An 11,536-nucleotide genomic window follows, 5' to 3' on the forward strand; every position below is an offset into this window, starting at 1 on the left:
AGATTCCTTTCTAACGGCTTGAGAGTTAACCGTAATGAACTTATCATTGATGTGTTAGCCATGGCTCACAATCAAGCCAGGCGTGGACGTTTCTGCAAAGGAAAGGGACGCTTTTGCAAATACGGCAGGCAGCGACCGACATAACCGAGCTCTACGCACCGCAATTTGAGCAGTTTGGCCTGGAGCTTACCGGCAAGGGCGCCGTCTTTACCGGCGAGGTGGCAAACGATCGGGCGCACGGACGCGCATGGATCATGCCCCTCTCCCCCACCTGCATCGTCATGGAGCATTTCATCACCCCGACGCACGATATGTACCTGGCCGAATACACACCCGAGCCATACGCCTGCGTGAGCGAAGTCAGCGCGCCCACACTTACATGCATGCCCGAGGCTGGCATAACGCCCGCGAACCTCAAACCATTGCATGGACCATGGCCAAACAATGCCGTTTGCAGCTTTATCCAAGATAGCTGTGGCGAGGAATTAAGCCCGCTGTTTGCGGGGGAGCTTTATCACTCGCGCTCGGTGCTCTTTTTGCCTGGATATTTTGACGAACTGGAACACCGCTATCCCACCGAGTTCGCGGGAATCTTTGAGGCGTTTGCCGAGCCATGGCACGAGGAAGCGACGTCTGCCATCTGCCACACGCTTCGCCGGATTAACGAGGACCGCGCCCGCACCGCAGGCGGACACGTCTATATGCAGGGCATCGTGGAGACCATGGTCGCGGAGCTCGCCTGTTCGTGCGCGGCCCACAAGCAGGCGCGGCAGGCGGCAGACACGCGCGTCAGCGTAACCATTGCCGAAGAAGCAACGGCAATGATTGAGTGCGCGCTCGATAAAGGCAGACGTGTGGGTGTCAACGAGGTGGCCGAGAGGCTCTACACAAGCCGCTCCAAACTATGCGCCACCTTTAAGGCCCAAACTGGCGAGTCCCTGGGCGCCTACATTCGCAGACGCCGTATGGAACGCGCGCAGGACCTTTTGGCCGACAGCCCCCTTTCGATAGCCCAAGTAGCCGAGCGACTCGGCTATCCCCAACAGGCGGCCTTCGCCCAAGCGTTCAAACAATACACCGGCATGACACCCACGGCTTGGCGAAGCAAGCACCGCTAAGGTCCAAGCTCCCTGGCCGTTACGGAGCGATTTAATTAGCCGCCGCCCATCAGCTCGCCCAGGATCTAAACGTCAAGATGCGCACAATCAAGCGCCTTTTTGATAAGAGGGACAGATCGATCAGCCAAATACAACGGAATGTTGAGCACCCCGTCGTCGAGCTTTAGGTTCTTAAGTGAGTAGCGGACCCTCAGTGGAGTCGTCTCCGCATGCTTGTCGGCATAGTACTTAAGGCTCTTGGAATGAACGACCTCTCCCGATTTGACCTCGACGGGAACGATTTCGTTTCCGACTTGAATCAAAAAATCGACTTCGTGTTTCGGTTTCTCGTTTGTCCAATAGCGCGGAGCGACATCCAGCTGCAGAAGCAATGCCTGAAGCACATAATTCTCGGCGAACGAACCTTTGAACTCCGAAAATAGCGCATCCGAGATGGCAAAAGCGGACGCATCCAGTCTTGCCATGCGGCGCAGCAAACCGACATCAAGACAGTAGACTTTAAATGCCTTGAGGTCATCGTATGCAGAGAGCGGCACGCCACCGGCAGCATTAAGGCGAACCGCCATGATGAGCCCAGCATCGGCAAGCCATTCCAGAGCATCCTCGTATTCTCGAGCACGAGCCCCCTCGCGCACCGCACCCCAAACGAACTTTTTATTCTCGCGCGCCAACTGAGTTGGAATCGAGTTCCATATTTGCGAAAGCTTGGCGAACTGCGCACGGCCACCATGCTTGGCAAAATCGCGCTCGTAGGAATCCAAGAGATCGGACAACACCTTATCGACCTGAACGATATCGCCCGTCTCCACCCACCGACCAAGAGCCTCTGGCATGCCGCCACATGCAAAATAACGACGAAGATGCTCGACGAGACGGATATGGAAGAAATCGGGCACTGTCTCGATCTGATCCAGGCCGCCAAGGTATTCGTCGTAGTTTGCAGCGCCCTCGGCTTTCAGAAACTCGGAAAAGCTCATAGGGTGCATCTCCATGAACTCGACCTTTCCCACCGGAAAAGCGCTGGTCTCACGGGACAAGCGAACGCCCAACAAAGACCCTGCGCATGCGACGTGATACTCGGGGGCCTCGTCACAGAAGTATTTAAGGGCGCCGACTGCAGAAGGACAATCCTGGATCTCATCAATAATAAGCAGCGTCTCGCCGGGATCGATAGGCTGTCCAAGTGCCAGGGAAAGGTTTGAGATGATCCGCCGAGGATCGCGCGTGCCTTCGAAAAACTGAGCGTACTCGCTCTGTACCCCAGGTGACGGTTCCTCGAGCGTCAGATACACAAAATTGCGGTACGAGGTTCGACCGAACTCCTTAAGCGCCCACGTCTTTCCAACCTGGCGCGCCCCCTTAAGGATAAGCGGCTTACGATATTCCGACGCTTTCCAAGCGTTAAGCTTGGCAATGATATCTCGCTGCATGACCGAACCTCCCGCAAAGAAACTTCCGTAAACGTGATATTTCCCACATTTTACCCTAGGTAAAACGTGACATTTATCACATTTACGGAAGTTTTAAGCTCATTTCGCCACACTTTCATCACATTCATTGCAATGTGACAAAGGGGCAGTCCCTTTGTCACCCGCACAAAAATGGACGCGCCAACGGCGCGCCCATTCACTCTATTTATATCAGCCCGCCTGACCCGAACGGCTGAGTCGTCACGGAACCGAGGGGCCGGGCGCAGGGCCTTGCCTCTCAATGAGTTCCCTTCAAAACAATGGGCGCGCCAACGGCGCGCCCATTCACTCAATTCCATTCAGCCCACCTGACCCGAACGGCCGAGTCGTCTGGCCGGGGAAGCCCCGAGTCGCCGGGGTGTTTGCTCCAAATGAGTTCCGCATGCAAAGAAGGCCACTAAATGTGGCCTTCGTCTTGCATAGGACTGTTTGAAATTTGGAGGAAACACCCCGGCGACTCGGGGCTTCCCCGGCCTCGCAGCTACGAGAGCGACGTTCTCAGCAACTCGTTGAAGAGCTTCGGGTTGCCCTTGCCGCGGCTCGCCTTCATGCACTGGCCCACCAAAAAGCCGATGACCTTCTGGTTGCCATCGCGGTACTGCTGCGCCTGCTCGGCACAGTTTGCCAGCACCTCGTCCACGATCGGTTGCAGCGCGCCGGCATCGCTCACCTGACGCATGCCGCGCTCGTCGACAATCTTGTTGGGGTCATCACCGGTCTGGGCCATGGCCTCAAAGACCTCGTGCGCCTGGTTGGAGCTGATGGCATCGGTCGCCAGCAGCTTGGCAAGGGCTGCCACCTGAGCCGGCGCGATGCCGGACTCGGCGAGCGACACGCCCGCGCCCTTAAGGTAGGCGATCATCTCGTTCACCAGCAGGTTTGCGACCGTCTGTGCCTCCTTGCCAGCCATACCGGCAGCGGCAGCCTCAAAGAACTCGGCAAACTCGGGGTCGCCGGCAATCTGCTCGGCATCGGCCGTCTTAATGCCAAAGTCGGCCTCAAAACGGACGCGCTTGGCATCGGGCAGCTCGGGAATCTCGCCTCGGCAGCGGTCGATGAACTCGTCGTCCAGATCGAACGGCGCCAGATCGGGATCGGGGAACAGACGATAGTCGTCGGCCGTCTCCTTGACGCGCATGACCACGGTGCGCTTGCGGCTGGGCTCCCAGTGGCGGGTCTCCTGATAGATGATGCCGCCCTCCTCGAGCACCTCGGCCTGGCGGCAGATCTCGTAGGCAAGGCCGTCATGCAGGCTCTTAAACGAGTTGAGATTCTTGAGCTCGGTCTTGGTGCCCAGCTTGGTCTCGCCGCGGCGACGCAGCGAGACGTTGCCGTCGCAGCGCATGGAGCCCTTCTCCATGGAGCAGTCCGAAATGCCCAGCGTCACAAAGATGCGGCGGAGCTTCTCCATAAACAGGCGCGCTTCCTCGGGCGTACGCAGATCGGGCTCAGTCACGAGCTCAATCAAAGGCGTGCCGCAGCGGTTGTAGTCGACGAGCGACTCGGCCGCGGCGGTAATGCGGCCCTCGGCACCGCCCACGTGGATCATCTTGGCGGCGTCCTCCTCCATGTGGATGCGCAGGATGCGAATGGGCACCGTGTAGGAACCGTCCTCGCGACGCTCGGGCATCTGCAGACTGGACGCGTCGTAGCTGGCCAGGTGACCGGCGCGCTGGTTACCCTCGCGCATGGTCGACGTCATGGACGTGGACAGGCCCTCGGCGTTGGCCGAGGCACTCGCCAGGCTCTGGGCCTCGGCCTCGCCAAACGCGCAGTCGGGGCGCTCGGCGGCACCGCGACCGGTCACGTCCAGGTCCAGGTGACCGTACATGGCAAAGGCGACCGGACCCTGCGTGGTCTGGAAGTTCTTGGCCATATCGGGATAGAAATAGTGCTTGCGGTAGAACATCGAGTGGCGCTGGATCTCGCAGTTGGTGGCCAGACCCGCCTTGACGATGCTCTCGATGGCGCGCTTGTTGGGCACCGGCAGGGCACCGGGCAGGCCCAGGCACACCGGGCACACGTTGGCGTTGGGCTCGTCATCGTGGCTGAGCTTGCAGTTGCAGAACATCTTGGTATCGAGTGCGGTGAGCTCGGTGTGGATCTCCAGGCCGATCACGGCCTCCCAATCCTGCAGGACCTCGGAAAGCTCCTTCATTACAGCTCGCCTCCCTTCCCGGCAAAATCGGGCGCGACGGAAAGCGCGGGCGCACCCGTGGCGGCATCGGCAAAGCCGCGCTCCAGGGCGCGGGCAAACGTGAGCAGCTGACGGTCCTTAAAGGCCGGACCCACCAGCTGGGCAGAAACGGGCAGCTTGCTGTCCTCGCCCAGACCCAGCGGCACCGAGATACCACCGTTGCCGCAAATGTTGAGCGAGATGGTGTACAGGTCGGAGAGGTACATCTGCGTGGGGTCGCTGATCTCGCCAAACTTAAAGGCCGTGCGCGGCGAGGCGGGCATAAGGATGGTGTCCACCTTGGCATACGCGGCATCGTAGTCCTGCGTGATGAGCGTGCGGGCCTTTTGCGCAGCGTAGTAGTACTTGTCGTACACGCCCGAGCTCAGCAGGTAGGCGCCGAGCATCTGACGGCGCTTGGCCTCGGCGCCAAAGCCGTGGGCGCGCGAAAGCGAGCTCTGGTCGGACAGGTTGGCGCAGCCCTCCTCCTGATAGCCATAGCGAATGCCGTCGAAACGTGCCAGGTTGGAGAACGCCTCGGCCGGGCCGATGACGTAGTAGGCGGCGATGGCGGCGTCCAGGTGCGGTAGGTCGACCTCGACCAGCTCGGCACCCTGGTTCTGCAGCTCCTGGGCGGCGCGCTGAACAGCGGTCTTGACCTCGGGCGTCAGGCCCTCGGCCTCCATAAACGCAGGGATGATGCCCACGCGCTTGCCCTCGACGCTGTCGTTGAGATGCTCGGTAAAGTCGACGGCGCAATCCTGGCTGGTGCAGTCGTACGGATCGTGGCCCGCGCCGGTAAGCGCGTTCATGGCCAGCGCGACATCCTCGACCGTGCGGCCAAAGGGGCCCACCTGGTCGAGCGACGAGCCAAAGGCAACCACGCCGTAACGGCTCACGGCGCCATACGTGGGCTTAAAGCCCACCACGCCGCACAGCGACGCCGGCTGGCGAATGGAGCCGCCGGTGTCCGAGCCCAGCGAGAGCGCGACCTCGCCCGCGGCGACGGCTGCAGCGGAGCCGCCCGAGGAGCCGCCGGGCACGCGCTCGGTATCCCAGGGGTTGTTGGTGCGGTGGAACGCCGAGCTCTCGGTGGAGCTGCCAAAGGCAAACTCATCCATGTTGGCCTTGCCCATGGGCAGGCAGCCGGCATCGAGCATGCGCTGGACGCAGGTAGCGGTGTAGACGCTCTGATAGTTCTCGAGCATGCGGGAAGCGCAGGTGGTGCGCGTGCCCACGAGGTTCATGTTGTCCTTAATGGCCAGCGGCACGCCCGCGAGCGGGGGCAGCGGCTTGCCTGCGGCACGGTCGGCATCCACGCGCGCGGCGGCCTCGTGCGCGAGCTCGGGCGACACCTGCAGGAATGCCTGAACCCCGCCCTCGCGCGCCTCGATGGCGGCAAGGGAGGCCTGGGCCACCTCGGTAGCGGTAAAGTCGCCGGCGGCAACGCCCGCGGCAATCTGGGCAGCGGTAAGGGAATCGAAGCTCTGCGCCATTACTCGCTCTCCCCCTCTCCCAAAATGGACGGCACGCGGAAGTAGCGGTCGCGCGCGCTGCCAGCGTTTTCGAGCGCGACGTCGAGCGGCAGATCGCGCTCGGGCTCGCGCAGGTCATCGCCCATCACGTTGGACAGGCTTCCGATGGGATGGAACGTGGGCTCCACGTCGGGCAAGTCATATTGCAGGACGGGCTCGAGCATCTGGACGGCATCGTTCATGTAGGACGTCATCTGGGTGAGCTCGTCATCGGTCAGTGCGATCTTTGCGTACTCGGCGATGCCGCGCACGTCTTTCTCGCTGAGTGCCATAGGCGCTCCCTTCCGCATAACAGTTAAACCGCTTTAGTATACAGGGCAACGCCGACTTGGAGCAGGCGCTTTACCCAAATGCAGCGAAAACGTAACGAGGACGGCGGGCTGGCAGGCGGCGGGCTGGCGGTTCTGCAGAATGTCTTATGCCGAGGCCTTGGCCTTGCGGCGCTTGCGGACCGCGTGGATCACGATGTCCAGCAGCAACAGCACAATGGCTACGACCACGATGAGCACGGCAAACTCGCGCTTGCCCCAGTGGCGGCCAGCCAGCGACTTTTGCTTGTCGACGTCCTTCTTGCTGTACTTGGTGCGTACGCAATGCACCAGCAGGCGGTGGTCGTTCACGCCATAGGGCGTGCAGGTGACGAGCGTCACCTTGTCGGCGCCCGGCTCGATAGTCAGCGACTCCATCTCCTCGGGCAGCACCACCTCGGAGTCCACCATCTTGTAGGCGAGCGTCTTGCTCATGGTGTGCAGCAGCACCAGGTCGCCGGGCTCCAGCGAGCGGATGTCGTCGAACATGCTCAGGTTGCGCATGCCCGAGTGCGCGGTGAGCACGCAATGCGTCGAGGCGCCGCCCACCGGCAGGCTCGTGCCCTCCAGGTGGCCGACGCCCGCCATGAGGACCTCCTCGCTCGTGCCGTGGTAGATGGGCATGCTCACGTCGATGGAGGGGATCTCGACCCAGCTCATCATGGGGTCGCGGTCAAAGATGAGCTGCTGGGCGTAGGGCTCGATCTGGTCGGCGGGAAGCTCGGTGGCCTCGCCGGCAAGTTGCTCGTTATAGGAGCGCGCCTGAAGCAGAATGCGCTCACGCTCCTCTTCCGACAGCGCGTCCACGGTGCTGGACACGGTGCTGATCTGGTTGAACACGCCCGAGGCCTCGAGCCGGTCCAAGATCCACGGCCAGGTCATAAGGCCCACGCCAATAAGGATGATGACGATGGTGATGAGCCGATCGGCCCAGCGCGGCAGTCGCTTGCGGCGGCGCTTGGGCTTTGGTTGAGGTTTGGGCTGAGGGCTTGAGCCGCCGTTGTCCGCGGCGTTATTGCTCTTCATATGTTTGGCGCCCTGCACCATCGCCGGTCACTCCTCTACAACTCAAGTTGTCTAAACAAATAATAGCCGATTATCGAGCCACGTGCCGGTTAACGCAGCTAGGACCGAAGCACCGCCTACGATTCGAATTCTTGGAGACCTTCTACAGCGCTTCTTGCCATGGATATTCCTTTCCAAACATGCGATCGACTTCGAGCTGAATTCGCTCATCGTCGATTGCCGCCAAAGATAGCGCAAGCGAAATGTTGTCGACACGAGAGGAGTCGGCAAACACGGGTGCATAGCGCCACACTTGGATCATCGCCGTCTCGTTATCCGGCAACTCCCCGTCTGCGACTTCGAGGTCGCTCAGTTGACGCCATGTACTTCTTAAGACGGCCTTTTGTTCCATGCCCGGCGCAGCGAGCATGGAACGCGCAGCGAGAGCCGTCTCCCCGGCGTCAACAAGATAGTCGATCTGCGCCGTCTTCCTTACAAAAAAGACCTTCGAGACAGGCGAGGAGAGCTCTGCCATGTGCTCGCTGAGCAGAAGATCAACGGCAACAGGGAACACGACGACACGTCGCTCGCGACGCTCGCGCCTCGCGAGTCCCCTGTCAACAAGCTCGGTTATGGCCTCACTCGCGCGGCTTGCCGAAATCCCAAGCGCACGACAAAGGTCATAGGGACGATACGGCTCCTGGGCTGCTCCCCAGATTGCGGCAGCCTGCGCGTTGGGTGACATCTTGGTCGCGTGATTGCGAAACCGGGCACCGCCCCTCTCCGTGCAGGCTGTGCCCATAAATGGAAGAAAAGCCTGTCTGCCGGGGCAAACAAACGGAATCCCTTGTGCGACCAATGCTTTGCGCTGACGTGCATCGGCATCAGGAAACGAAACGACAACAGGAGTCTCCGCGCGCAAGGCTAGCTGACTATAGACTCTCTTAGCCTCGGGAAGCCCGACACCAGTAGGCAAACTTGCAAGCAAAAACGAAAAACCGTTTGCGTCAACAGCGCGGACCTCAATCGTCCGCAGATGCAGCGGCAAGTGTGCGGATCCAGGCCAAGTTTTGGTCTTGGCAGAGAGGCCTAGTGCTTCTTGTAAGTAGATTAGTGCTTCGTTCATTTCCATTGTTTTCGTTTGATTCCAGTTTGTATTGGAATTATACATAATTTTCGGAATTAAAGAGATACCGTTCGTGCCTAAGCCCGCATTTGAGTTTTCAAAATGTCCCGGATCGGCGGGACGATTCGGGATACAATGTCAATAGAAAACGACGCATCCCGCGTAAATGTTTGGGAGCGCGGGCGGCCTAGTTTTCAGCTTTTGTTAAATGCCCGGGATCCGACCCCCGGGCATTCTTATTTGCGCTTGCGGCGCAAACGCCGAGAACCGTCCGCACCGCGCGTGCGCCTACGGACCTTAAACCGAACCTCATACGAGTCAAAAAACGCGATGACGAACGAGCCCACCGCCGCGAGGGCGGCGAGCGCGTTAAGGAATTTCAGCATTTGGGGACCTCCGATCGAGTCGTCGGCCGCCCGCGCACGGGATGCGTCGCAAGGGTATTTTACTGCGAGTACGTGCACTCACGCCTGGTAAACGCAATATTTGCAAACATTTGTTCGATAGTTACACACACGATCCCTCGAACGGCGGAGCCTGGCCGCGTCGTCCGGGTTTGCCCGACGTGTTTGAGTTTTCAAAATGTCCCGAATCGGCGGGGCGATTCGGGATACGATGTCTATAGGAAACGACGCGCCCCGCGTAAGTGTTCGAAAGCGAGGGCGACCAGTTTCCGGTGTTGTTAAATGCCCGGGCCTCTAACCCCGGGCATTCTTATTTGCGCTTGCGGCGCAAATGCCGTCCACCGTCCGCACCGCGCGTGCGCCTACGGACCTTAAACCGAACCTCATACGAGTCAAGAAACGCGATGACGGATGAGTCCGCATCGGACGGTGGAGGCTGCCTGTGTTGTCCAAAAAGAACGGGGCAAACTCCAGCGTGGAGTCTGCCCCGAAAAAAGAATGGCAAAGCAAGAACGTCGATGGACGAGAAAGTGTCCGCAAGTCTCATGGCCATCACATCCCACCTGCCAAAGGGATGGGTGAGTGAGCGCTACTCCTGCTCGGACTCCTCAGCCTGCTTACGGCTGCGGATGAGGTGCGCAACGCCAATGCACAGCACCGCGCCACCAGCGATCCAAGTGAAGGTCACGCCGTTGAGACCGGTCAGCGGGAGGTTGGAGCCCTTCTTGTCGACGATGGTGAAGCTGAGCTTGCCGACTTCAGCTTTCGCGGAGTTCTGCTGGACAACATCTTGACCTGCTACAATGGCGCTCGTAGTGTCGGGCGTCACATCCGCACCGTCCTGATTGAGCGTGCGGCTGATAGTAAAGGTCACGCCGTTTGCCGCGGAGTTGTTGTAGCCGGGCGCAGGCTTAACCTCAGTGAGGACGTAGGTGCCCTCGTCGAGACCGACAACGTTAATCTTGCCGTTGCTGCCGGTCGTCAGAATTGCATCATCCTTATTTGACGTCGTGGTACCGTCGGCCTTGATAAATTCGCTGGAGTCTTTCTCCTGCAGCGTGAACTGAACGCCTTCGAGGGTCTTGGGGTTGCCAGTCTCGTCCTCGTCGTTACCAACCTTGGTGACATCGATACCATAGGTGTAGTCGTAGGCCGGATGGTCAACCGTGGTACCGGTGCCATTGGTGTGCGGGTTGTTGGAATAGGTCAACTTGACATTGTTCACCTGGGCCTTGCCGAGCATATCCGCGTTAATCTTGCCAGCAACCAGTTTTGCCTTATAGTTCACATAGACTGTCGAATCACCGCCAACGTTGATGAGATTGCCGGCCTTATCCTTTGCTTCTTTGAGGTTCTCGAAGGAAACAGTGAGCGTATTCGTGCTTTCCCCCGGGACATAGGTCGCACTGTAGCAAGCGGGATCCACGGCTGAATCGTCAATCTTGACCTCAACGACTGGGTTACCACCCTGAAGCTCTGGAACCATCGTGGAAGGGAGCTCGTCAGTGAAAGTGTAGCTGTACTTGGCATACGTGTTAATGTTGCTAGCCACAGTGCCGGCAAGCTGATATTCAACAGGCTGTTCAGCAGCGGAGTCGGCAGCCTTGTTGGCTGCGGTAAAAACATCCTTGCTATCGTCCGTAACAAACTTGCCGTTCTTGTCATCCTTTACGGCCTTGGTCACTTTGGGGACGTCCTTCTTGGGGGCCACGTTAACGTCAGAGCCACCGACGATGGTGAAAATCGGCGAGGTATACGCATCAGTATTGCCATTAGCACCGCTGGTCGTACTGGGCGTATCGGTCACGAAAAGCCAGTAGCCATTATCAAGATCCTTAAAGCTGCCTTTGGTGGAATCGCTTGGCTTTGTCCACGTGAGGGTCTTGTCCCCTTCCAAGGCCTTGGCAATCAAGTCAAGAGTTGTGCCAGTATCAACCGCCGTAGTCTTTCCAAAATTAGAGCCCTGAGTCGTGCTGATGAACTCCGCCCACGTCTGGGCGTCAGCATCTACGTCAGGTGCTCCAGTAACGCCTTTGAGCGCAGTCGTAACGAGGGTTTTCACATTACCCGGAGCCCACTGAATATCGGAAAGAGTCTTAGCGGCCGAGCCATCCCAGCTCCCATCGCCCTTCTGATCCTGCGTGACCTTCGCGGTGAAGATCTGAATGCCCTTGAATGTCGTGCCGGTGTATGTTTCGTCGGTGATAGCCACCTTACCCTTCTCCGTGGCCACCGTCGGCGTGCCCTCAGCAAACGCCATGGTCACCGGGGCCATGACTCCACCGAAGCTCAGCGCTGCGGTGAGGCCTGCCGTTACTGCCAGGCGGGCGATGTTCTTGCTCATACTCATCTTCTTTTCCTCTGCTTTCTGCTTGAAGTCCATTTGATCTAAAAC

Annotated in this window: 9 protein-coding genes; 1 reads left to right on the forward strand and 8 read right to left on the reverse strand. The window is 59.3% G+C overall.

Annotated elements, in window-relative coordinates; genetic code table 11:
- Nucleotides 1–113 precede the first annotated feature (113 nt).
- Nucleotides 114–1,118 (forward strand): helix-turn-helix domain-containing protein, encoded by a 1,005-nt coding sequence (locus LK493_RS02340; RefSeq protein ID WP_227789986.1) that lies wholly within the window; start codon nt 114–116, stop codon nt 1,116–1,118.
- Between the two features lie 65 nt (nt 1,119–1,183).
- Here LK493_RS02340 and LK493_RS02345 read toward each other — a convergent pair whose 3' ends face one another.
- The 8 genes from LK493_RS02345 to LK493_RS02380 form a co-directional block, all read right to left on the reverse strand.
- Nucleotides 1,184–2,548, reverse strand: a complete 1,365-nt coding sequence (locus tag LK493_RS02345) for an ATP-binding protein (RefSeq protein ID WP_227789987.1) — start codon at nt 2,546–2,548, stop codon at nt 1,184–1,186.
- 520 nt (nt 2,549–3,068) lie between these two features.
- A complete protein-coding gene (gene gatB, locus LK493_RS02350; protein WP_227789988.1) occupies nt 3,069–4,745 on the reverse strand; it encodes an Asp-tRNA(Asn)/Glu-tRNA(Gln) amidotransferase subunit GatB in 1,677 nt (558 codons plus the stop codon).
- Nucleotides 4,745–6,259, reverse strand: a complete 1,515-nt coding sequence (gatA, locus tag LK493_RS02355; RefSeq protein WP_227789989.1) for an Asp-tRNA(Asn)/Glu-tRNA(Gln) amidotransferase subunit GatA — start codon at nt 6,257–6,259, stop codon at nt 4,745–4,747. Before gatA ends, gatB begins: the two co-directional genes overlap by 1 nt.
- Entirely contained in the window at nt 6,259–6,570 is a 312-nt protein-coding gene (gatC, locus tag LK493_RS02360; RefSeq protein WP_055250987.1) for an Asp-tRNA(Asn)/Glu-tRNA(Gln) amidotransferase subunit GatC, read from the reverse strand. Before gatC ends, gatA begins: the two co-directional genes overlap by 1 nt.
- Before the next feature lie 144 nt (nt 6,571–6,714).
- A complete protein-coding gene (locus LK493_RS02365; RefSeq protein WP_227789990.1) occupies nt 6,715–7,632 on the reverse strand; it encodes a class C sortase in 918 nt (305 codons plus the stop codon).
- Nucleotides 7,633–7,774: 142 nt separating this feature from the next.
- On the reverse strand, nt 7,775–8,743 hold the full coding sequence (locus LK493_RS02370; RefSeq protein ID WP_227789991.1) for a MarR family transcriptional regulator: 969 nt from the start codon (nt 8,741–8,743) through the stop codon (nt 7,775–7,777).
- Between the two features lie 230 nt (nt 8,744–8,973).
- Nucleotides 8,974–9,123: a hypothetical protein gene (locus LK493_RS02375; protein ID WP_227789992.1), complete on the reverse strand. Its 150-nt coding sequence runs from the start codon at nt 9,121–9,123 to the stop codon at nt 8,974–8,976.
- 607 nt (nt 9,124–9,730) lie between these two features.
- Nucleotides 9,731–11,485, reverse strand: coding sequence for a SpaA isopeptide-forming pilin-related protein (locus LK493_RS02380; RefSeq protein WP_227789993.1), 1,755 nt, complete (start codon nt 11,483–11,485; stop codon nt 9,731–9,733).
- Nucleotides 11,486–11,536: the final 51 nt, after the last annotated feature.

Source organism: Collinsella aerofaciens (assembly GCF_020709435.1).
Taxonomy (GTDB): domain Bacteria; phylum Actinomycetota; class Coriobacteriia; order Coriobacteriales; family Coriobacteriaceae; genus Collinsella; species Collinsella aerofaciens_AU.

What these genes read in the sequence shown, in the direction of transcription:
- gatC (WP_055250987.1), bottom strand. Translation starts at nt 6,570, where the DNA reads ATGGCACTCAGCGAGAAAGACGTGCGCGGCATCGCCGAGTACGCAAAG.
- gatB (WP_227789988.1), bottom strand. Translation starts at nt 4,745, where the DNA reads ATGAAGGAGCTTTCCGAGGTCCTGCAGGATTGGGAGGCCGTGATCGGC.
- gatA (WP_227789989.1), bottom strand. Translation starts at nt 6,259, where the DNA reads ATGGCGCAGAGCTTCGATTCCCTTACCGCTGCCCAGATTGCCGCGGGC.
- LK493_RS02380 (WP_227789993.1), bottom strand. Translation starts at nt 11,485, where the DNA reads ATGAGCAAGAACATCGCCCGCCTGGCAGTAACGGCAGGCCTCACCGCA.
- LK493_RS02370 (WP_227789991.1), bottom strand. Translation starts at nt 8,743, where the DNA reads ATGGAAATGAACGAAGCACTAATCTACTTACAAGAAGCACTAGGCCTC.
- LK493_RS02365 (WP_227789990.1), bottom strand. Translation starts at nt 7,632, where the DNA reads ATGAAGAGCAATAACGCCGCGGACAACGGCGGCTCAAGCCCTCAGCCC.
- LK493_RS02375 (WP_227789992.1), bottom strand. Translation starts at nt 9,123, where the DNA reads ATGCTGAAATTCCTTAACGCGCTCGCCGCCCTCGCGGCGGTGGGCTCG.
- LK493_RS02345 (WP_227789987.1), bottom strand. Translation starts at nt 2,548, where the DNA reads ATGCAGCGAGATATCATTGCCAAGCTTAACGCTTGGAAAGCGTCGGAA.